The organism is Streptomyces ossamyceticus, assembly GCF_001418475.1.
GTDB classification, from domain to species: domain Bacteria; phylum Actinomycetota; class Actinomycetes; order Streptomycetales; family Streptomycetaceae; genus Streptomyces; species Streptomyces ossamyceticus.
In genome coordinates, this window is sequence record NZ_LIQX01000346.1 from 1 (window position 1) to 21,693 (window position 21,693).

General features: G+C 69.7%; 16 protein-coding genes. 8 read left to right on the forward strand and 8 right to left on the reverse strand.

What is annotated here, in order from left to right:
• Positions 1–260 precede the first annotated feature (260 nt).
• Entirely contained in the window at positions 261–995 is a 735-nt protein-coding gene (locus tag AOK15_RS24670; protein WP_240508579.1) for an IclR family transcriptional regulator, read from the forward strand.
• Between the two features lie 98 nt (positions 996–1,093).
• Positions 1,094–1,531 carry an SsgA family sporulation/cell division regulator gene (locus tag AOK15_RS24675; protein ID WP_055520475.1) on the forward strand — a complete coding sequence of 146 codons (438 nt, stop codon included), beginning with the start codon at positions 1,094–1,096 and terminating at the stop codon, positions 1,529–1,531.
• A 29-nt stretch (positions 1,532–1,560) separates the two neighbouring features.
• Here AOK15_RS24675 and AOK15_RS24680 read toward each other — a convergent pair whose 3' ends face one another.
• Complete coding sequence (locus tag AOK15_RS24680; protein ID WP_055520477.1) at positions 1,561–3,030, reverse strand: YibE/F family protein; 1,470 nt, start codon at positions 3,028–3,030, stop codon at positions 1,561–1,563.
• A 220-nt stretch (positions 3,031–3,250) separates the two neighbouring features.
• Between AOK15_RS24680 and thiC the strand changes: the two genes are divergently transcribed.
• Positions 3,251–5,077 (forward strand): phosphomethylpyrimidine synthase ThiC, encoded by a 1,827-nt coding sequence (gene thiC, locus AOK15_RS24685; RefSeq protein ID WP_055520479.1) that lies wholly within the window; start codon positions 3,251–3,253, stop codon positions 5,075–5,077.
• A gap of 233 nt (positions 5,078–5,310) precedes the next feature.
• Here the strand turns inward: thiC and AOK15_RS24690 are convergent, their stop codons facing one another.
• The 3 genes from AOK15_RS24690 to AOK15_RS24700 all read right to left on the reverse strand — a co-directional run bounded on the left by AOK15_RS24690 (position 5,311) and on the right by AOK15_RS24700 (position 8,772).
• On the reverse strand, positions 5,311–6,183 hold the full coding sequence (locus tag AOK15_RS24690) for a hypothetical protein (RefSeq protein WP_055520481.1): 873 nt from the start codon (positions 6,181–6,183) through the stop codon (positions 5,311–5,313).
• Between the two features lie 183 nt (positions 6,184–6,366).
• On the reverse strand, positions 6,367–7,458 hold the full coding sequence (locus tag AOK15_RS24695; RefSeq protein ID WP_276206230.1) for a metallophosphoesterase: 1,092 nt from the start codon (positions 7,456–7,458) through the stop codon (positions 6,367–6,369).
• A gap of 201 nt (positions 7,459–7,659) precedes the next feature.
• The gene (locus AOK15_RS24700) at positions 7,660–8,772 is read right to left on the reverse strand and encodes a LacI family DNA-binding transcriptional regulator (RefSeq protein WP_079058678.1); all 1,113 of its coding nucleotides are present in this window, start codon (positions 8,770–8,772) and stop codon (positions 7,660–7,662) included.
• Between the two features lie 397 nt (positions 8,773–9,169).
• On the opposite strand from AOK15_RS24700, the gene hisC reads away from it, so the two are divergent.
• From hisC to AOK15_RS24725, 5 genes are all read left to right on the forward strand, one after another.
• Positions 9,170–10,249 carry a histidinol-phosphate transaminase gene (gene hisC / locus AOK15_RS24705; RefSeq protein WP_055520487.1) on the forward strand — a complete coding sequence of 360 codons (1,080 nt, stop codon included), beginning with the start codon at positions 9,170–9,172 and terminating at the stop codon, positions 10,247–10,249.
• A 291-nt stretch (positions 10,250–10,540) separates the two neighbouring features.
• A complete protein-coding gene (locus tag AOK15_RS24710; protein WP_055520489.1) occupies positions 10,541–12,049 on the forward strand; it encodes a cytochrome ubiquinol oxidase subunit I in 1,509 nt (502 codons plus the stop codon).
• Between the two features lie 20 nt (positions 12,050–12,069).
• Positions 12,070–13,074, forward strand: a complete 1,005-nt coding sequence (cydB, locus tag AOK15_RS24715; RefSeq protein WP_055520491.1) for a cytochrome d ubiquinol oxidase subunit II — start codon at positions 12,070–12,072, stop codon at positions 13,072–13,074.
• Between the two features lie 97 nt (positions 13,075–13,171).
• Entirely contained in the window at positions 13,172–16,675 is a 3,504-nt protein-coding gene (gene cydD / locus AOK15_RS24720; protein WP_063799043.1) for a thiol reductant ABC exporter subunit CydD, read from the forward strand.
• 229 nt (positions 16,676–16,904) lie between these two features.
• Positions 16,905–17,990 carry a M23 family metallopeptidase gene (locus AOK15_RS24725; protein WP_055520500.1) on the forward strand — a complete coding sequence of 362 codons (1,086 nt, stop codon included), beginning with the start codon at positions 16,905–16,907 and terminating at the stop codon, positions 17,988–17,990.
• A 116-nt stretch (positions 17,991–18,106) separates the two neighbouring features.
• Here the strand turns inward: AOK15_RS24725 and AOK15_RS24730 are convergent, their stop codons facing one another.
• The 4 genes from AOK15_RS24730 to AOK15_RS24745 all read right to left on the reverse strand — a co-directional run.
• Positions 18,107–18,976, reverse strand: a complete 870-nt coding sequence (locus AOK15_RS24730; protein WP_055520502.1) for an HAD-IIB family hydrolase — start codon at positions 18,974–18,976, stop codon at positions 18,107–18,109.
• 134 nt (positions 18,977–19,110) lie between these two features.
• Complete coding sequence (locus AOK15_RS24735; RefSeq protein WP_055520494.1) at positions 19,111–20,013, reverse strand: LLM class flavin-dependent oxidoreductase; 903 nt, start codon at positions 20,011–20,013, stop codon at positions 19,111–19,113.
• Between the two features lie 72 nt (positions 20,014–20,085).
• Positions 20,086–20,634, reverse strand: coding sequence for an RNA 2'-phosphotransferase (locus tag AOK15_RS24740; protein ID WP_055520496.1), 549 nt, complete (start codon positions 20,632–20,634; stop codon positions 20,086–20,088).
• A gap of 135 nt (positions 20,635–20,769) precedes the next feature.
• Positions 20,770–21,693 (reverse strand): MerR family transcriptional regulator (locus tag AOK15_RS24745; protein ID WP_055520498.1); only part of this gene is annotated, 924 nt, incomplete at its 5' end.

A 21,693-nucleotide genomic window follows, 5' to 3' on the forward strand; every position in this document is an offset into this window, starting at 1 on the left:
CCCCACAACCTCCTCCGGCGCCCCGGACCGTGCCCCCACCGACGACCGCGCGCCAGACGCCCCGGACGTCCACTCCGCCGCCCAGGACATCGACACCCGCGTCATCGACGGAGGAGACGGCACCCACGCCCGAGTCGGAGCGGGTCAGCGAACCCGCCCGGCCCGCACCACCGCCTCCGGCGCATCGGTCAGGGCGAGGAGCGCGCCCGTCGGCCCCGTCAGCCCCACCGAGCGTTCCCGACCCGCAGTCGGGGACCCTCATCGGCTCCGTACAGCGGGCGATGCGGTTGCTGGAGGCCGTAGCCGAGCGAGAACACGGGGCACCGGCCAAACAGTTGGCACGGGACGCCGGACTCGCCCTGCCCACAGCTTACCACCTGCTGCGCACCCTGGTGCACGAGGGCTATCTCCGCCGGGAGAAGGGACTGTTCTTCCTCGGCGAGGCCGCGGAACGGCTGAGCAGCAGCGGAGCGCAGCAGAAACGTCGCAGCACGGTCGACGAGGCCTTGGCGCACTGGCGGGACGCCATCGGCGCCCCCGTGTACTTCGCGATCTACCGGGACGGCGAGATCGAGGTCAAGTGCGTCGCCGACAGCCCGAGCGCCCCGGCGGTCGAGGAGTGGGCCGACTTCCGGGAGACGGGCCACGCGCACGCCATCGGGCAGTGCCTGCTGTCCCAACTCGGCGACGAGGCCCGCCGCGACCATCTGGAGCGCTACCCCGTACAGTCGATCACGCCGTACACAGTGCGTGACAACGAGACGCTGCTGCGGCGCCTGGACCGGATCGGACGGATGGAACCCGTCGTCGAGCGCCAGGAGTACGCCTTGGGGACGGTCTGCGCCGCGATTCCCATCACCGCCGGGACGACCGCCGCGACCCTGGCCCTCTCGCTTCCCGTGCACCAGGCGGACCGGCTGCTGCCCGCGGCGCGTCAGTTGCAGACCGAGATCGGAATGCTGCTAGGGACACTCGCGATCTCTATCAGCATCTGAAAAATCACTCCTTGTGATCTCATGTGTACTTTCAGCAAACTTCCAGGAGCGTCAGGCAGATGTTTCCTGGCCAGTCGACCAACATGGCGGGGTAGGCGATGCGCGAGTCGGTACAGGCAGAAGTCATGATGAGCTTCCTCGTGTCGGAGGAGCTCTCCTTCCGCATCCCGGTGGAGCTGCGCTACGAGACTTGTGATCCCTATGCCGTGCGGCTCACCTTCCATCTGCCCGGCGACGCCCCGGTGACCTGGGCCTTCGGCAGGGAGTTGCTCATCGATGGCGTGGGCCGGCCCTGCGGGGACGGGGACGTGCACATCGCGCCCGCGGACCCGGAGACGTTCGGCGAGGTGCTGATCCGGCTTCAGGTGGGCAGCGACCAGGCGCTCTTCCGGGTGGGTACGGCGCCGCTGGTGGCCTTCCTGGACCGCACGGACAAGCTTGTGCCGCTCGGGCAGGAGCGTTCCCTCGCCGACTTCGACACCCTGCTCGACGAGGCGCTGGACCGCATCCTGGCGGAGGAGCAGAGCGCGGGCTGACCCGTACGTCACCCACGTGCCGTAACGCTTCAGCGCTTGCGGCGGCGCCCCTTCCCTCCACGTGCCGGGGCGGCCGCGGGTGCCGCGGACGCCGTCGCGGGAGTGCCCGGGCGGTCGGCCGAGACGACCAGCGCGGCGAGCGCGGTGGTCACCGGCACGGAGGCGACCAGACCGATCGACCCCACGAGGGTGCGCACGATTTCCTCGGCGACCAACTCACTGTTGGCGACCGTACCGACGCTGCTCTGCGCGATCGAGAAGAGCAGCAGCAGCGGCAGGGCGGCGCCGGCGTAGGCGAGGACGAGCGTGTTGACCACGGAGGCGATGTGGTCGCGGCCGATGCGGATGCCCGCGCGGTACAGCCCGCGCCAGCCCATCGCCGGATTGGCCTCGTGCAGCTCCCAGACCGCCGAGGTCTGGGTGACCGTCACGTCGTCGAGGACACCCAGGGAACCGATGATGACGCCGGCGAGCAGCAGGCCGCTCATGTCGATCTCCGGGTACAGGCCGTGGATCAGACCGGTGTTGTCATCCGTGTTCCCGGTCAGTGCGGCCCAGTCGATGAACAGCGAACCCAGCAGGCCGATCAGCAGCAGCGAGATCAGGGTGCCGATCACCGCGACCGAGGTGCGAGCCGAGAGGCCATGGCACATGTAGAGCGCGATCAGCATGATGGCGCTGGCCCCGACCACCGCCACCACCAGGGGGTTCGAGCCCTGAAGGATGGCCGGGAGGATGAAGAAGGTCAGCACCAGGAAGCTGATCGCCAGGGCCACCAGTGCCATGACGCCGCGCATGCGCCCCACCACCACGACGGCGAGCGCGAAGATCCCGGCGAGCAGCGCCATGGGGAACTCACGGTTCACATCGGTGACCGAGTACTGCAGATCCTTGGGCGCGGCGGGCTCGTAGGCGACCACGACCTCCTGGCCCTGCTTCAACTGCCGTGACTGGTCGGGCTGGACGATCTCGGTGAACGTACGGCCCTTGTCCTTGCCGGTGTCGACGCGCACCGTCGCCTTCTTGCAGGTGCCCTTCTCCTGCTGCTGGGCGGACGATCCCTCAGCCGTGGACGTGTCACCGGTGGGCGGCACGCCCGAGGCGTTCACGGAGGCGCAGTCGACCTCCTCGACCTTGGTCACGGTGGCCGACTGGGTCTGCCGGTCGAAGCCCACGCCGGTGCGCTCGTGCGGCGGTGCACCGCCGGGCCACAGGACGACAAGGCCCACGAGGACCGCGGTGGCGAAGGGGATCAGCACCGCCGCGATCACCTTGCGCAGGTGCTGTGACACGGGCGCGGCCGGGCCGTGACTGTGGCTGTGGGAGTGGCCGTGGCCACCCCCGGAGGACGGGCCTTGGCCGTGCCCGTCAGCGGGGCCGTTTCCGCCTCCGGATCCGTATCCCTGACCCCCGCCGGAGCCGTGGCCGTGCCCGTTCCCAGGGCCATGGCCGTGGGGCGGCTCGGAGGGTGGAGGCGGAGGCTGCTGCATCGTGGTCACCGACCGATCATCGCAAGAACGAGCGAGGCCCACTGTTCACCGCGCCACATCGGACGCTAGCGTGGAGACACCTTTGCACACGCGGGAGCTCGGAGCACCGGGCTGAGAGGGCGCTGACCTCCGCAGACGCGATGTTTCACGTGGAACATCGGCGGGCGGAAATCGCTGCGTCGACCGCTGAACCTGTTACCGGGTAATGCCGGCGTAGGGAGTAGGTCTCATGACCATCGAGGACACACGCACGTCTGCCTCCAGCCAGACAGACGGGGCACATGCCTCACAGCAGGACGCCGATGCCCAGGCTGAACAGCCTGGGGGGACCAGCAGGTCCATCGGCTGGCACAAGGCGTACATCGAGGGCTCGCGCCCCGATCTACAGGTGCCGGTCCGTCAGGTGCACCTGACCAACGGCCAGTCCGTCACCCTGTACGACACCTCCGGCCCGTACACCGATCCGGCCGTCGAGACCGATGTCAGGAGGGGCCTCACCCCTCTCCGCGACAACTGGATCATTGCCCGTGGCGACACCGAGGAGTACGCGGGTCGCCCCGTCCGCCCCGAGGACGACGGCATCAAGCACACCTCACCGCGCGGGGGCCTGCGCAATCTTGACGCGGTGTTCCCCGGGCGGCCGCGCCAGCCGCGGCGCAGCCGTGACGGCCAGGCCGTGACGCAGCTCGCGTATGCCCGGCGTGGGGAGATCACCCCCGAGATGGAGTACGTGGCGGTACGCGAGAACGTTTCGCCCGAGGTCGTCCGTGAGGAGATCGCGGCGGGCCGGGCGGTGCTGCCGGCGAATGTGAATCACCCGGAGATCGAGCCGATGATCATCGGCAAGCGGTTCCTGGTGAAGGTCAACGCCAATATCGGCAACTCGGCGGTCACCTCCTCCATCGAGGAGGAGGTGGAGAAGATGACCTGGGCGACCCGTTGGGGCGCCGACACGGTCATGGATCTGTCGACCGGGCGGAACATCCACACCACGCGCGAGTGGGTGCTGCGCAACTCCCCCGTGCCGATCGGCACGGTGCCGCTGTACCAGGCCCTGGAGAAGGTCGACGGCAAGGCCGAGGAACTGACCTGGGAGATCTACAAGGACACGGTCATCGAGCAGGCTGAGCAGGGCGTGGACTACATGACGGTCCACGCGGGTGTGCGCCTGGCGTACGTACCGCTCACCGCCAACCGCAAGACCGGCATCGTCTCGCGCGGCGGCTCGATCATGGCCGCCTGGTGCCTGGCCCACCACAAGGAGTCTTTCCTCTACGAGCACTTCGAGGAGCTGTGCGAGATCCTCGCCGCGTACGACGTCACGTACTCGCTCGGCGACGGTCTGCGGCCCGGCTCGATCGCTGACGCCAACGACGCCGCCCAGTTCGCGGAGTTGCGCACGCTCGGGGAACTCAACCGGATCGCGAAGCGTTTCCACGTACAGACGATGATCGAGGGCCCGGGCCATGTCCCGATGCACAAGATCAAGGAGAACATCGACCTTCAGCAGGAGATCTGCGATGAAGCTCCGTTCTATACGCTCGGCCCGCTGACCACGGACGTCGCGCCGGCGTACGACCACATCACTTCAGGCATCGGCGCCGCGATGATCGCGTGGTGGGGCACCGCGATGCTCTGCTACGTCACGCCCAAGGAGCACCTGGGTCTGCCGAACCGTGACGACGTCAAGACGGGCGTCATCACCTACAAGATCGCGGCTCACGCGGCGGACCTCGCCAAGGGACACCCAGGCGCACAGGAGTGGGACGACGCGCTGTCGGACGCCCGCTTCGAGTTCCGCTGGGAGGACCAGTTCAACCTGGCCCTCGACCCCGACACGGCCCGCGAGTTCCACGACGAGACGCTTCCGGCGGAGCCGGCCAAGACGGCTCACTTCTGCTCCATGTGCGGCCCGAAGTTCTGTTCGATGAAGATCTCCCAGGACATCCGTCGTGAACACGGCACCTCGCGGGCCGAGATCGAGGAGGGCATGGCGCAGAAGTCGAAGGAGTTCGCGCAGGCGGGGAACCGGGTCTATCTGCCGCTCGCGGACTGAGAGGGCCGCAGAGGTCAGTCGGTCCGGCGGCCGGGCGGAGTGCGCGGGCGGGGCTCCCCACCGGCACAGGGCCGCCGTGAGCGTCGGCCGTACGCGCGCCGCCGGGTGCGTGACTATGGCGGTCGCCCGATCGCGGCACACGCGGCCGCCGGCACTCGTGCAGGGTGACACCGCCGAGCGTCGGGCGGCCGCCGCCCCCGGTGGGTTCCGGGCGGCGGCTCGAACCCGACGGGTCACTCCGGCTGGTGTTCCGGGCCGCCGAAGTCCGGGCTGCTGAAGTCTGGGCTGGTGAAGCTGGGACGGGAGCCGGAGGAGCCGCTGCCGGGGCTGGTGAAGTTGGGCCGGTTGTAGCCCAGGTGCGGCATGCGGCTGGGCGGCGCCGGCCGGTCCGGGTCGCCCAGCACCGACGGGTCCGGGTGGGCCAGGGCGTCCCGGAGGAACGGCAGGATGCCGCGCTGCAGGAGGGCGTCACGCCATGCCTCCTTGGCGCGGGTCACCTCTTCGTTCAGCTCGTCGCGTGCTCCACGGTCCTCCAGGGCGGTGGAGCCGTTGCGCAGGGCGGTGAGCAGCAGACCGATCGCGGCCACGAGAATGGCTGCCGCCGTGACCGCGCCGAAGACCCATCCGGTCGTGAGGAGCGTCTCGGCGATCGCCCGATCGGGGTCGATCACCTTCATGATGTAGCCGACGAGCAGGAAGATCACCGCGGCGGTGCCGGCGAGCACAGGAGCGAGCACGGCGGCCACGGCACCCGCTCCTGCTCCGGCGGCCTCGCCGACCTCTCCCATGGCGGCCACGAGTCCCACCGCCGTCCCGTCGGGCTCGGCGGAGCCGGACGCCGTGCTTCCGGAAGGGGTGCGGACCGGTGGCGGGTTGCGCAGTTCGTCGCGGGCCTTGACGTAGTACTCGTACTCGGTCGCCGCGGCCGCCGTGATGATGGCCGTGGCGTTGAGGGCCATGGTGCGCAGTTGTTCGGGGTTGAGCCGCTGCAGGCCGGCGGCGAATTCCGGGCGGTACGGTGCGGAGCGCAGCGCCTCGCCGAGGATCCGCTCGTACTCCTGGCGGTCCTCACTGAGGAGGTGCTGCGGAACGCTGTTCATGTGCATCCCCCGATGCTCCGTAGGGCTTGTGGCTCGGCATGCTGACGAGCCGTCGGGCAGAAACGGAGGGGAGCCTGCTACGGATAAGCCGATGGTAGAGCGGTGACGGCGGGCGGTGACAGGGGGTTTGAAGAAATTGGACCCTGGCCGGCGAACTCTTTCGACGGAGGAGGCCGGCCCGCGGTGGGATCAGCTCTGCAGCGGGAGTTGCTGGACCAGCAGCTTTCCTGCCATCGTCACGCCGCCGTCCATGGCGACGGCCAGGCCGTCGGCATAGACGTACGGCCCCTCGACCGAAGGGCCGGACCCGTCCTCGCCGTCCTCCGAGCCGACCTCGCCCAGGAGGTAGGGGATGGGGCTGTGGCCATGGACGATACGGGTGCCCCCGTAGACGTCGAGCAGGGAGCGCACGGCGTCGGCGCCGCCCTCGTCGCGGAACGAGAAGCGACGGGTGAACTTGCGGAACAGGTCCCAGACCTCGTCCGCGTCGTTGCGGGTGATCGTCTCGCGGATGGTGTCGTTGACGGCCTCGATGGAGTCGCCGTAGTCACGGTAGGCGGTGGTGTCCGAGTGCACCAGGAGGTGGCCGTCGACCTCCTCCATGGCGTCGAGGCGGGCCATCCACTGCAGGTGGTGGTCCTGGAGGCGGTCCATGTCGGTCTTCTGGCCGCCGTTGAGGAGCCAGGCAGCCTGGAAGGTGGCGGTACCCGCGCCCGAGTTGACGGGTGTGTCGCCGAAGCGCTTGGCGCCGAGCAGCAGCAGCTCGTGGTTGCCCATGAGGGCCTTGCAGTAGCCGCCGGCCGCCGCGGCCTCGGCGGACAGGCGCATCACAAGATCGATGACGCCGATGCCGTCCGGGCCGCGGTCGGTGAAGTCGCCGAGGAACCAGAGCCGGGCGGTGCCCGCCGACCAGTTGCCCGCGGCGTCGACGAGGCCCTTCTCCCGCAGGGCGGCGAGCAGCTCGTCCAGGTAGCCGTGCACGTCCCCGACGACGAACAGCGGGCCCGGCCTGCCGGCGGGCGGCTCGGCGGCCACGGCCTCCGGGTCGATGGTCACCTGAAGGGTGTCACCCCGGTTGATCACCGGAAGGTCCCGCTGGGTGGGGGTGTACCCCTCGGGGTACTCCGGGGTCTCGGCGGGATCGCCCGTCTGGCCGGGCTGTGCGGTGTGTCCGTACGGACCGGCCTCGTGGACGTACGCGGGCACGCGGAAATCACGCACCGTCGGCGTCCGCACCTCGGGTCCCTGACCGGCCCCCTGAGTCATCGACCCCTCCACCACCATCGCGCCGCATCTGCACCGCATCGGACTGCCTGGTCGCAGCGGCCCGCGGTGTCGTCCGCCCATCATAGGAATGCGGATCGCGCCATGTGATGACCCAGGGGTGGTGAAATGGCGCGGGGCCCCGGTTCACCGCTCTTTTCTCCCGAATTGGGCAGGGCTCTCCCCGCCCAATTCGCGTTCGGGCCCTCAGCTCGGGCGTCAACCCTCTTCAGGTGATCGTGGCGGGCTGACCGTCGTACGCGGCGAACGCCGCTCGGACGAGGTCCGCACGACCAGCTCCGTCGGTATCACCTGCTCGACCGGTTGGTCCGATTCGACCCCTTCGATGGCGTCGATGAGGAGCTGGACCACCGCCGTGCCGATCCGGCGCGGCTTCAGCGAGAGCGTGGTGATCGGCGGCTCCGTCGCGGCGTACACGGCGGACTCGCTGCAGCACACGAGGAGCAGGTCGTCCGGGACGCGCAGGCCGTAGCGCCGGGCCGCGGCGAGGAGGTCGGTGCCGTTCGGGTCGAAGAGGCCGTAGACCGCGTCCGGGCGGTCGGGCCGGGCCAGCAGCCGGTCTGCTGCGACGGCTCCCGCGCACGGATCGTGCGCCGGGTAGGCCTCGTACACCGGATCCTGGCCCACACGCTCGCACCAACGCAGGTACGCGCTCGTCGAGAGATGGGTGTACGTGTCCGTCGTCGTGCCCGTGAGGAGGCCGATCCGGCGGGCGCCGGCTTCGGCGAGGTGGTCGAGGATGCCGAGGACCGCGGCTTCGTGGTCGTTGTCGACCCACGCGGTGACCGGCAGGGCTCCGGCCGGGCGGCCGTCGGAGACCACCGGTAATCCCTGACGGACCAGCTCGCTGACCACCGGGTCCTGGTCGGACGGGTCGATGACCACGGTGCCGTCCAGGGCCACGTTGGACCACACGTCGTGGCGCGAGGTCGCGGGCAGGATGACGAGGGCGTAGCCCCGGGCGAGCGCGGCCGACGTGGCCGCTCGCGCCATCTCCGCGAAGTACGCGAACTCGGTGAAGGTGAAAGGTTCATCCCCGTACGTGGTCACGGTCAGGCCGATGAGGCCGGACTTGCCCGTTCTCAGGGTTCGGGCCGCCGCCGAAGGGCGGTAGCCAAGTCGGTCCGCGACCTCACGTACATGGCGTCGGGTGGCGTCCGGGAGCCGGCCCTTGCCGTTGAGGGCGTCGGAAACGGTCGTGATGGAGACCCCGGCGGCGGCGGCCACGTCTCGGATGCCCGCCCGGCCCGACCGGCTGCCTCGGCGGGGAGTTTCCGCCCGGCTCACCTGGTGCTTCCCTGCTGCTGTCATGGCGAGCCGATAGTAGGGCTCATGCGGTGGGGTAGTGCGGACGCATATGCACCCGTTTACAGGTACGTTTCTGCAAGGTCAACTATACCCAATTGCCTTGCAATGCAAGGGAGTTGAACGATCCAACGTCAGTACGCTACTTGTCGGCACGTATGAGCCTGCCAAGTGGCTCATGTTTCGAAGAGGTCTCAACTCACCTGCACGGGTGATGCGCGCTACGGCGCGAGCCACCGGCGCGTGCGTTTGTGAGCAGCGCGCCCCCGCTTTGTTCCCCTTCGTTCCCTGATGCCTGTGATGGAGGTGAAACGGCAGTGACGGACCTCGTTGCCCACACCCATTCGCAGGCGCGCCGAATCCTCATAAGGTGAGAAGCATTACGTCGACGAGGAGGACTGCGGTGAGCGAGACGAGCCCCAAGCTGCGAGCCGAGCTGGCGGGTATCCCCACCTACAAGCCCGGCAAGCCGGCCGCGGCGGGCGGTCCGGTGGCGTACAAGCTGTCCTCCAACGAGAACCCTTATCCGCCGCTGCCCGGTGTGCTGGAGAGCGTGACCGGGGCGGCCTTGTCGTTCAACCGGTATCCCGACATGGCGTGCACCGGGCTGATGAACGAGTTGGCGGACCGCTTCGGGGTGCCGCTCACGCACCTGGCCACGGGTACGGGCTCGGTCGGTGTCGCCCAGCAACTGATCCAGTCGACCGCGGGGCCCGGCGACGAGGTGATCTACGCCTGGCGGTCGTTCGAGGCGTACCCGATCATCACGCAGATCAGTGGGGCGACGTCCGTGCAGGTGCCGCTGACGTCGGGCGAGGTGCACGACCTGGATGCGATGGCGGCCGCGATCACCGACCGGACCCGGCTGATTTTCGTCTGCAACCCCAACAACCCGACCGGGACGGCTGTCCGGCGGGCCGAGCTGGAGCGGTTCCTCGACCGGGTGCCCAGCGATGTGCTGGTGGTGCTGGACGAGGCGTACCGCGAGTTCGTGCGGGATGTCGACGTGCCGGACGGCGTCGAGTTCTACCGTGAGCGGCCGAACGTCTGTGTGCTGCGGACCTTCTCCAAGGCGTACGGGCTCGCCGGGCTCCGTGTGGGCTTCGCGATCGCTCATGAGCCGGTGGCAGCTGCTCTGCGCAAGACGGCCGTGCCGTTCGGGGTGAGCCAGCTCGCCCAGGACGCGGCGGTCGCCTCGCTGCGCGCCGAGGACGAGCTTCTCGGACGGGTGGGCACGCTGGTCTGCGAGCGCAATCGGGTCGTCGAGTCGCTCCGCGGCCAGGGGTGGACGGTGCCCGACACCCAGGCGAACTTCGTGTGGCTGCGGCTGGGGGAGCGGACGGTCGACTTCGCCGCCGCGTGCGAGAGGGCCGGCGTCGTCGTGCGGCCCTTCCCGGGCGAGGGTGTCCGGGTGACGATCGGCGAGGACGAGGCGAACGACATCTTCCTGAAGGTGACGGAGGGGTTCCGCAAGGAGCTCTAGCGAGTTCTGGCCGGGGAGTGTCTGCCTGCCTCGGCCAGGTGGCTGTCAAGGATGTGGGCCCGAGGTTCTCCCTCGGGCCCTTTTGTGTCTGACTACATGTCCGACCTGCGCCTTTGTGACGAGGGACCTTCGGCACGGGAAGAGGGACCCCCCGCCCATCGATGCCCGAACGGGTATGCGGCATAATTGCTTGTGAATGTGAACGCTTTCACAAGCGCGTCCCGGTTGCCCCGTGATGTACGGAACAGGCGGGGCTAACTGCCGCAGTGCCACGGCATGTAAGGAGAAGACGTGGACCTCGCTCTGGCGCCGGAGACACTGGCGCGATGGCAGTTCGGCATCACGACCGTCTACCACTTCCTCTTCGTCCCGCTCACGATCTCGCTCGCCGCGCTCACAGCCGGCCTGCAGACCGCGTGGGTGCGCTCGGGGAAGGAGAAGTACCTCAAAGCCACCAAGTTCTGGGGCAAGCTCTTCCTGATCAACATTGCGATGGGCGTCGTCACGGGCATCGTGCAGGAGTTCCAGTTCGGTATGAACTGGTCCGACTACTCACGCTTCGTCGGCGATGTCTTCGGTGCCCCGCTCGCGTTCGAGGCGCTGATCGCCTTCTTCTTCGAGTCCACCTTCATCGGGCTGTGGATCTTCGGCTGGGACAAGCTGCCCCAGAAGATCCATCTGGCCTGTATATGGATGGTCTCCATCGGCACGATCCTGTCGGCGTACTTCATCCTCGCGGCCAACTCGTGGATGCAGCACCCCGTCGGTTACCGCATCAACGAGGCCAAGGGCCATGCCGAGCTGACCGACTTCTGGCTGGTGCTGACCCAGAACACGGCGCTCACCCAGGTCTTCCACACCCTCTCGGCGGCCTTCCTCACCGGCGGCGCCTTCATGGTCGGTATCGCCGCGTTCCACCTGACCCGCAAGAAGCACATCCCCGTGATGAAGACCTCGCTGCGGCTCGGCCTGGTCACGGTGGTCGTCGGCGGCATGCTCACCGCGATCAGCGGCGACCTGCTGGGCAAGGTCATGTACGAGCAGCAGCCGATGAAGATGGCTGCCGCCGAGGCCCTCTGGGACGGCGAGGCGCCCGCGCCCTTCTCGGTCTTCGCCGTCGGTGACGTCGACGAGGGCCACAACAAGGTCGCCATTGAGATCCCGGGCCTGCTCTCCTTCTTGGCCAAGGACGACTTCACCTCGTACGTCCCCGGCATCAACGACGTCAACAAGGCCGAGCAGGAGAAGTACGGGCCCGGCGACTACCGGCCCAACATCCCCGTCGCCTACTGGGGCTTCCGCTGGATGATCGGCTTCGGGATGGCGTCCTTCGCCCTCGGCGCCGTCGGGCTCTGGCTGACCCGAAAGAAGTTCCTGCTCCCGCAGCACCTCAGGGTCGGCGACGACGAGGTACCGCACCTCTCGCTCCTGCCGGGCCGGGCCCTCGGCCCCACCCTCACCAAGTGGTACTGGCGGCTCGCCATCCTCACCCTGGGCTTCCCGCTGATCGCCAACTCCTGGGGCTGGATCTTCACCGAGATGGGCCGCCAGCCGTGGGTCGTCTACGGCGTGCTGCGGACCCGTGACGCGGTCTCCCCCGGTGTCTCGCAGGGAGAGGTCCTCACCTCGATGATCGTCTTCACCGCGCTGTACGCGATCCTCGCCGTCGTCGAGGTCAAGCTGCTCGTGAAGTACGTCAAGGCTGGGCCGCCGGAGCTGACGGAGGCCGACCTCAACCCGCCCACGAAGATCGGCGGCGACTCCCGTGACGCCGACAAGCCGATGGCCTTCTCGTACTAGGCCGAGGGAGCTGCACAGTCATGGAACTTCACGACGTCTGGTTCGTCGTCATCGCGGTCCTCTGGATCGGCTACTTCTTCCTGGAGGGCTTCGACTTCGGGGTCGGCGTCCTCACCCGGCTGCTGGCCCGGAATCGGTCCGAGAAGCGGGTCCTCATCAACACCATCGGGCCCGTCTGGGACGGTAATGAGGTGTGGCTCCTCTCGGCGGGCGGCGCGACCTTCGCCGCCTTCCCCGAGTGGTACGCAACGCTCTTCTCCGGGTTCTATCTGCCGCTGCTGCTCATCCTGGTCTGCCTTATCGTCCGCGGTGTCGCCTTCGAGTACCGGGCCAAGCGACCCGAGGAGAAATGGCAGCGCAACTGGGAGACCGCGATCTTCTGGACCTCGCTGCTGCCCGCCTTCCTGTGGGGTGTGGCCTTCGCCAACATCGTGCGCGGCGTCAAGATCGACCGGGACTTCGAGTACGTGGGCAGTGTCGTCGACCTGCTGAACCCGTACGCCCTGCTGGGCGGTCTCGTCACGCTGACGCTGTTCACTTTCCACGGGACGGTGTTCGTCGGGCTCAAGACCGTCGGGGAGATCAGGGAACGGGCCCGGAAGCTGGCACTGCGCGTCGGGGCCGTGACGGCGGGGCTGGCGCTGCTGTTCCTCCTCTGGACGCAGATCGAGAAGGGCGACGGCGCCTCGCTGGTTGCGTTGATCGTCGCGGTCGCCGCGCTCGTGGTGGCGCTGGTCGCCGTTCGGGCTGGCCGTGAGGGTTGGGCGTTCGCTCTGTCCGGTCTCACCATCGTGGCGGCCGTTGCGATGCTCTTCCTGACGCTCTTCCCGAACGTCATGCCGTCCTCGCTGAACGAGCACTGGAGCCTGACGGTCACCAACGCCTCGTCGAGTCCCTACACCCTGAAGATCATGACCTGGTGTGCGGCCATCGCCACGCCGATCGTGATGCTCTACCAGGGGTGGACGTACTGGGTGTTCCGCAAGCGGATCGGCACGCAGCACATTGCCGAGCCGGCGCACTGAGTCTGGGCCCGAGGGGTGTGTTTCGCGATGTTTCACGTGAAACACACCCCTGCGGTCGAAGGCGCATGTTTCACGTGAAACATGCCCGCCGAGAAGGGTGTTTCACGTGAAACCGATCGACCCACGGCTGCTGCGGTACGCGCGAGCGACCCGCCTCTTCCTCGCGGCGGTCATCGGCCTGGGTGCCGTCGGGGCCGCGCTCGTCATCGCGCAGGCGATGCTCATCGCCGAGGTGGTGGTCGGTGCCTTCCAGCACGGGCTGACCGTCGGCCAACTCGGCACTCCCCTGCTGCTGTTGGTGGCCGTCGCGATGGGACGGGCCGTCGTCTCGTGGCTCACCGAGCTGGCTGCCCATCGTGCGAGTGCGGCCGTGAAGTCGGAGCTCCGAGGTCGACTTCTGGAACGAGCCGTCGCGCTCGGGCCCGGCTGGCTCAGTGGCCAGCGCACGGGCTCACTGGTCGCTCTCGCCACTCGCGGTGTCGACGCGCTCGACGACTACTTCTCGCGCTACCTGCCGCAGTTGGGCCTCGCCGTGGTCGTGCCCATGGCGGTGCTCGCGCGGATCGTCACCGAGGACTGGGTGTCGGCAGCGATCATCGTCGGCACTCTGCCCCTGATCCCGATCTTCATGGTGCTCATCGGCTGGGCCACCCGCTCCCAGATGGATCGCCAGTGGAGCCTGTTGTCCCGCCTCTCGGGGCACTTCCTCGACGTCGTGGCCGGGCTGCCGACGCTCAAGGTGTTCGGTCGGGCCAAAGCGCAGGCCGAGTCGATCAAAAGGATCACCGGCGAGTACCGGCAGGCGACCATGCGGACGCTACGGATCGCGTTCCTGTCGTCCTTCGCCCTGGAACTGCTGGCGACGATCTCGGTGGCGTTGGTCGCGGTCACCATCGGCATGCGGCTCGTGCATGGCGAGATGGATCTGTACGTCGGACTCGTCATCCTCATCCTGGCGCCCGAGGCCTACCTGCCCCTCCGACAGGTGGGTGCCCAGTTCCACGCGGCCGCCGAGGGGCTCGCGGCGGCCGAGGAGATCTTCGAGGTCCTGGAGACACCCGTCCCGGCATCCGGCACGGGGACGGTCCCGTCCTCCGGTGACCTCTGCTTCGAGGGCGTGACGGTCCGGTACCCCGGGCGGTCGTACGACGCCGTCTCCGACGTGTCCTTCACCGTCGCGCCCGGCGAGACGGTGGCGATCGTCGGGCCGAGCGGGGTGGGCAAGTCCACGCTCCTGAACGTTCTGCTGGGGTTCACCAGGACCACCGCTGGAACCGTGTCGGTCGGCGGAGCCGATCTCACCGTGCTCGACATGGAGCAGTGGCGTTCGCGGGTCGCGTGGGTGCCGCAGCGCCCTCACCTGTACGCAGGGTCCATCGCCGAGAACGTACGGCTGGCCAGGCCGGACGCGGACGACGCGGCGGTGCGGCGGGCGCTGGCCGACGCCGGAGCGCTGGAGTTCGTGGACGCGCTGCCCGCCGGGGCCGACACGGCGCTCGGCGAGGATGGCGCCGGTCTCTCGGCCGGCCAGCGGCAACGACTGGCGCTCGCCCGGGCCTTCCTCGCCGACCGGCCCGTTCTGCTCCTCGACGAGCCGACGGCCTCGCTGGACGGGGGGACCGAGGCGGAGGTCGTGAAAGCGGTACGGCGGCTGGCCGTAGGCCGGACCGTCCTCCTCGTGGTGCACCGACCGGCGCTGCTCGACGTCGCGGACCGAGTGGTCCGCCTGGAGGAGGCCAGGCTGTCCGGTGTGGCGCCCTCCGCCGACCGTGCGGAAGCGGCTGCGCCCCGCCGCCCCGACCAGCCGGAAGCGACGGCCGCGCTACCTTCTGTGTCCCTCCCGCCCGAGCGGCAGGGTGGCGTGTTGGCCCGCGTCCGTCACATGGCCGGACCCCGCCGGGGCCGCCTCGCTCTCGCCCTGCTGCTCGGCAGCCTCGCCCTCGGCAGTGCCGTCGGACTGATGGCGACGTCCGGATGGCTGATCTCGCGGGCCTCGCAGCAGCCTCCGGTGCTGTATCTGATGGTCGCGGTGACAGCCACGCGGGCGTTCGGGATCGGGCGGGCCGTGTTCCGGTACACGGAGCGGCTGGTGTCGCACGACGCCGTGCTGCGGATGCTCGCCGACACCAGGGTGGCCGTCTACCGGCGACTGGAGCGCCTGGCGCCCGCCGGGCTGCGCACGGTACGGCGGGGCGACCTGCTTTCGCGGCTCGTCGCCGATGTGGATGCTCTGCAGGACTACTGGGTGCGCTGGTTGCTGCCGGCCGGTGCGGCCGTGGCCGTGTCCGTCGCCTCCGTCGGGTTCACCGCCTGGCTGCTGCCCGAGGCCGGTGCGGCCCTCGCCGCCGGGCTGCTGGCGGCCGGAGCCGGGGTGCCCCTGGTGACCGGAGCCGTGGCCCGGCGGGCCGAGCAGCGATTGGCGCCCGCTCGTGGCGTACTGGCCACCCGCGTGGCCGACCTGCTGAGCGGCACCGCCGAACTGGCGGTCGCCGGCGCCCTGCCGGCTCGCACCGCCGAGGCGAAGCGGGCCGACCGCGCCCTCACCCGGATCGCCTCACGTGCCGCCACCGCCACCGCGATCGGCGACGGTCTGACGGCGCTCGTGTCGGGGCTCACCGTCGCCGGCACCGCGCGGCTGGGCGCCCAGGCGGTCGGCGACGGACGGCTGAGCGGTGTGGCCATGGCCGTCGTCGTACTCACCCCGCTCGCCGCGTTCGAGGCGGTGCTCGGCATGCCGCTCGCGGCCCAGTTCCGCCAGCGGGTGCGCAGGAGCGCGGAGCGGGTCTACGAGGTGCTGGACGCCCCTGATCCCGTCCGTGAACCGGAGCGGCCCGCGAAGCCGCCGGTGTCGCCGTTCCCGCTGCGACTCGAAGGGCTCGGAGCCCGGTACGCGGGCCAGGAGCGGGATGCGCTCGCCGGGCTGGACCTCACCCTCGAACAGGGACGGAGGGTCGCCGTCGTCGGTGTCTCGGGTGCGGGCAAGACGACGCTCGCCCAGGTCCTGCTGCGGTTCTTGGACGTGCGTGAGGGGACGTACACGCTGGGCGGCGCGGACGCCGGCATGCTCGACGGGGACGACGTACGGCGGTTCGTGGGGCTGTGCGCACAGGACGCGCACCTCTTCGACAGCTCCGTGCGCGAGAACCTGCTGCTGGCCCGCAAGGACGCCGACGAGGAGGACCTGAGGGACGCGCTCGCGCGGGCACGGTTGCTCGACTGGGTCGATGGACTTCCCGACGGACTCGACACGTTGATCGGTGAGCATGGGGCGCGGTTGTCCGGCGGCCAGCGTCAGCGGCTCGCCCTCGCCCGGGTGTTGCTGGCCGACTTCCCCGTCCTCGTCCTGGACGAGCCGGCGGAACACCTCGACCTGCCGACGGCCGACGCGCTCACCGCCGATCTGCTGGCCGCGACCGAGGGCCGGACGACCCTGCTGATCACCCATCGGTTGGCGGGGTTGGACGCCGTGGACGAGGTCGTCGTGCTGGCGGAGGGGCGTGTCGTGCAGCGCGGGACGTACGCCGAACTGAGCTCGGCGGACGGCCCTTTGCGCGCGATGGTCGAGCGAGAGGCGGCGGGGGAGCTGCTGATCAGGGCTTGAGTCTCTGACCAGGGGCGGAGTGCCGCCATTCGCGTGCGGTCCCGGGCGCTGTCAGGCTGCTGCGGCGTCAGGCGCCCTACGTGGGCGGGGCTTGCGCAAGGATCCTCGCCGAACGCGCTGGTCCCGGGCCCCTGTCGGAGCAGCCCTCCTGGTCCATTCAGGGCAGGGTGTCCCCCGGCTGGACGCCCCGGACATGACCACGGTCTCCGGCGCGGGTCACGATCGCGGCATGCGCTCACTTCGCCGACACCGGGTTCTCGCCGCCGTGCTGCTGTGTGCCGCCGCGGTTCTCGCGGCTCGGCCGACAGCCGCCGAGAGCGGCGGTGTCGGCGGCGGTGACGGCGGAGTGAGCCCGGCTTCCGTTCCCGTTGACGCCGGGGTCAGTGCCCAGGTGGCGCGGCTGTTCGAGGAGGCGGCCGTGGCGACGCAGCAGTACGAGGCCGGGCGGAGGGCGGCGGATCGGCAACGGACGCAGGCTCGGCGGATGGAGAAGCTGCTCGGGCGGGAGCGGCGGCAGCTCGCCGCGTTCAACGCCGACCTCGGCCGGATCGCCCGGGCCCAGTACCGCGAGGGCGGCGGGATGCCCTACACCGCGCAGATGCTCCTCGCGGACGATCCCGACGAGCTGATGCGGGGGCAGCGAGCCGGACGGCAGGCCGATCTGGCGCTCGACAAGGCGGTCACGAGGAGCCGGCGCGCGGAGGCGCGGTTCGCCGCGGGCAAGGCGAGGGCAGCGACGGCGTGGCGGCGGCTGGAGAAGCGGAACTCCGAACTCGGCGAGATCAAGCAGGACATCCAGCGGAAACTCGAACAGGCCCAGTGGACGCTCCAGGGGCAGGCCGACGCGTCCGTCGCGGCGGGCTCCTGCCGGGGCGCCGTCCGCCTGGAGCAGCCGAACCCGAGCCGCACACGACCGTGGGTCGCGCCGGTGGAGTCGTACGAGCTCTCCGCGGGCTTCGGCAGTGGTGGTGAGCGTTGGTCCAGTCGGCACACCGGGCAGGACTTCGCGGTACCCATCGGCACACCGGTGCGGGCGGTGGGGGCCGGGCGGGTGGTGAAGGTGTCGTGCGGCGGTGCCTTCGGCATCGAGGTCGTGCTCCGGCACCCGGACGGCTACTACACCCAGTACGCGCACCTCGCCGCCGTCACCGTCGACCTGGGCGAACGGGTGGTGCCCGGTCAGTGGATCGGCCAGTCGGGCACCACCGGGAACTCCACCGGTCCGCATCTGCACTTCGAGGTGCGGGTCACGCCGGAGCTGGGGTCGGGCGTGGACCCCGTGCCGTGGCTGCTGAAGCACGGGGTGCGGTTGTGACGATGGCAGCTGCGCCGCGGGCCTCGCGGTCGGGCGGGGGCGAGAGGGCGGGCGCTTCTGCCGGAGCGGGGACGCCCGCTGTGGCGGGGCATCCCGGCTGCGGCGCTCCGCGTCGGTTACAGCCGTTCGGCCAGCAGGCGCTCGATGACGACCGCGACGCCGTCCTCGTTGTTGGCGATGGTTCGGCCGGAGGCAGCCGCGAGGACGTCCGGATGTGCGTTCCCCATGGCGTACGACTGGCCGGCCCAGGTGAGCATCTCCACGTCGTTCGGCATGTCACCGAAGGCGACGACCTCCTCGTGCGAGATACCGCGCTCGGCGCAGCACAGGGCGAGGGTGCTGGCCTTGGAGACACCCGGGCCGCTGATCTCCAGCAGGGCACTGGGGCTGGACCGCGTGATGGTGGCGCGGTCGCCGACGGCCAGGCGGGCGGCGGCGAGGAAGTCGTCGGGGTCGAGCGAGGGGTGGTACGCGAGGATCTTCAGCACCGGCTCGTGGTCGGCGACACCACCCGGGGCCAGCAGCTTCTCGGCCGGCGCGAGGATGTCGGGGATCTCCATGTGGAGCTTCGGGTACTCGGGCTCCTGGTTGAAGCCGTACGTCTGTTCCACGGCGTAGACCGTGCCCGGCGCGGCGTCACGCACCAGCCTCACGGCGTCGAGGGCGTTCTCCCGCGCCAGTTCGCGGACCTTGACGAAACGGTGGGCGCCGGGGCCGCCGTGCAGGTCGACGACGGCCGCTCCGTTGCCGCAGATCGCGAGGCCGTGGCCGTGGACGTGCTCGCTCACGACGTCCATCCAGCGGGCCGGGCGCCCGGTGACGAAGAAGACCTCGATACCGGCCTGCTCGGCGGCCGCGAGGGCGGCGACCGTACGCGGGGAGACGGACTTGTCGTCTCGGAGCAGGGTGCCGTCGAGATCCGTGGCTATCAGCCGCGGCGGGACGGTCGGGGCCGGGGTCTCGGGCTGTCTCGTCGCTGAGGTCACGGACCCCATTGTCGCGCATATGCGTGCACGGCCGTGCGGGCGCCCGCACAGGTGAGTGATGCCTGTCCTGTGCACATGTTTCGACCTGCGCCGATGGCCGCAGTGGACTGCCTGGCCGCGGCGGCGGACCGGGTTCAGGACAGCTGGGCGGGGGCCTCCATGGCGATGCGTTCGAAGACCTTCTCGTCCGCCGCGAAGTCGGAGTCCGGGATCGGCCAGTGGATCACGATGTCGGTGAAGCCCAGTTCGGCATGGCGGCCGGCGAAGTCCACGAACGCGTCGAGAGACTCCAGTGGACGGCCGCGGTCCGGGGTGAAGCCGGTGAGCAGGACCTTGTCGATCCCGGCGGAGTCCCGCCCGATCTCGGCGGCCGCGTCGGCCAGCTTCTCGATCTGCCCGCGCATGGCCTGCACGGACTGTTCCGGGGTGCCCGTCTCGAACAGCTTGGGGTCCCCCGTCGTCACCCACGCCTGTCCGTGGCGCGCCGCGAGCTTCATGCCGCGAGGACCGGTGGCGGCCACCGCGAAGGGCAGCCTGGGGCGCTGGACGCAGCCGGGGATGTTGCGCGCCTCGTGGGCCGAGTAGTAGTCGCCCTCGAAGGAGACGGAGTCCTCCCTGAGCAGCCGGTCGAGCAGGGGGACGAACTCGGCGAACCGGTCGGCGCGCTCGCGCGGTGTCCACGGCTCCTGGCCGAGCACAGTGGCGTCGAAACCGGTGCCGCCCGCCCCGACGCCGAGGGTGATCCGGCCGCCGGAGATGTCGTCGAGGGAGATCAGTTCCTTGGCGAGGGTCACCGGGTGGCGGAAGTTCGGCGAGGTCACCAGGGTGCCGAGGCGCAGCCGGTCCGTGACCGCGGCCGCGGCGGTCAGGGTCGGTACGGCGCCGTACCACGGCCCGTCCCGGAAGGTCCGCCACGACAGGTGGTCGTATGTGTACGCGGTGTGGAACCCGAGCTGGTCGGCCCGCTGCCAGGTGGTGCGGCCGCCGTCGTGCCAGCGGAGGTACGGCAGGATCACGGTGCTCAGACGCAGACTCATGTTTCGAGCGTAAGCGCAGACGCGCGATGGTCCGACCCGGGGCGGGAGCGGTCGGTCCGGTCCGGGGAGCGGTCAGTGGGTCTGCGGGAAGCGCAGGTACTGGGGCGGAACCGCCTCGGTCAGCCACACGCCGTTGGCACTGACCCGGAAAACATGGCCGTCGCGGTGCATCGCCCCGGTGTCGACGGAGAGGACGACCGGGCGGCCGCGTCGGGCACCGACCCGGGTGGCTGTCTCGTGGTCGGGCGACAGGTGCACGTCGTGCCGGTTCATGGGCCGCAGGCCCTCCGCGCGGATCGCGGTCAGACAGACCGCGACCGTCCCGTGGTAGAGGTACGGCGGCGGGGTCGCCTCGGGCAGGCCGAGGTCCACCTCGACCGTGTGGCCCTGATTGGCGCGGATGCGGTCGCCCTGCACGGCGAAGCGCCGCTTGTCGTTGGCTTCGACCACGTGGTCGAGTTCCGCCCTGGTGAGGCGGAAGCCATGTGCGGCGGCCGCCTCGATGAGCGTGTCGATCTCGACCCAGCCGGCCTCGTCCAGAGTGAGCCCGATCCGCTCGGGCTGGTGTCGCAGATGCTTGGAGAGGTACTTCGACACCTTCACGGTGCGTCTTTCGTCCATGCCGCCAGCGTGCCCGCGAGACACGCGTCACGCACGCGATTTTGGACGGGATGTTTGATCCACAGCCAAGTGGAGTTATCCACAGGGGAATTGGAGATTCTGTGGACAACTCTGCATCCCATTCAGGGCTATTGGTCAAGTTTGCTCATTTTTTTGTGCACTTACTGTCAAGGAGTCCAAGGTACGTGTCTGCACCTCTCGTTCCGCGGCCGCCGTGATGAACGCCTGGAGGCGCTCGGGGCCGACGAGCCTTTCCACCGCCTGAATTGTGGAGGCCGGGATCTGAACGGGGAACGACTCACTCGTACGCTGCACCGGGGCATCGGCACCGAGATGCTGTCTGAGGTGTCGGGTCGCCAACGAGCGCATCGCACGGGCGAGTTCCGCGTCCACCGACTGCTGGGCGAGAGGCCGCAGCCGACGTACCAGGGCTGCGGCTTCGGCCGTTTCCGCCTCGCTCGTAGGCTGGTGCCCGCTGAGATAGCGAGCGAACACGTGCTCGGTGGTGAAGTCCAGGAAACGGGCGGCGATGTGCTCGATCTGTCCCCTCAACTCCTTTAGATGGCACGTGATCGCCGACAGCGGGACCCCGGCGCCATGCAACTCGGCTGCGACAGCCAGCTCTTGAGGGCTCGGCACGAGAAAGAGGTCCTCCTCGCCCGGCACCGGCTCCAGTACGCCCAACTCGACCGCGTCCGTCACGGCGGCCTCGTCCGGGACCCCGCCGAACCGCTCGACCAACTCGGAGCGGGTGATCCGGTCGGCCTTCTCGTCGGTCCATGGCCCGTCGACCTCGGCGACCAGGCCGAGCACCCCTCCGAGGCCGCGGCCCGCGTCCCAGGCCTCGAGGAGTTCCTTGATGGAGGCCAAGGTGTAGCCGCGGTCGAGGAGGTCCGCGATCTGGTGCAGCCGCTGGAGGTGGGCCTCCGAGTAGACGTTCGCCCGGCCGCGCCGCTCGGGGCGAGGGAGCAGCCCCTTGTCCTGGTAGGCGCGGATGGTCCGGACGGTGGTGCCGCTGCGGTGCGCCAGATCCTCGATGCGGTAGGCGGAGGCGGGGCT

Bases quoted from the DNA above. Each gene is read 5' to 3' on its own strand.
- AOK15_RS24675 (WP_055520475.1), top strand. From the start codon at position 1,094: ATGCGCGAGTCGGTACAGGCAGAAGTCATGATGAGCTTCCTCGTGTCG.
- thiC (WP_055520479.1), top strand. From the start codon at position 3,251: ATGACCATCGAGGACACACGCACGTCTGCCTCCAGCCAGACAGACGGG.
- AOK15_RS24690 (WP_055520481.1), bottom strand. From the start codon at position 6,183: ATGCACATGAACAGCGTTCCGCAGCACCTCCTCAGTGAGGACCGCCAG.
- AOK15_RS24700 (WP_079058678.1), bottom strand. From the start codon at position 8,772: ATGACAGCAGCAGGGAAGCACCAGGTGAGCCGGGCGGAAACTCCCCGC.
- cydB (WP_055520491.1), top strand. From the start codon at position 12,070: ATGGAACTTCACGACGTCTGGTTCGTCGTCATCGCGGTCCTCTGGATC.
- AOK15_RS24725 (WP_055520500.1), top strand. From the start codon at position 16,905: ATGCGCTCACTTCGCCGACACCGGGTTCTCGCCGCCGTGCTGCTGTGT.
- AOK15_RS24735 (WP_055520494.1), bottom strand. From the start codon at position 20,013: ATGAGTCTGCGTCTGAGCACCGTGATCCTGCCGTACCTCCGCTGGCAC.
- AOK15_RS24740 (WP_055520496.1), bottom strand. From the start codon at position 20,634: ATGGACGAAAGACGCACCGTGAAGGTGTCGAAGTACCTCTCCAAGCAT.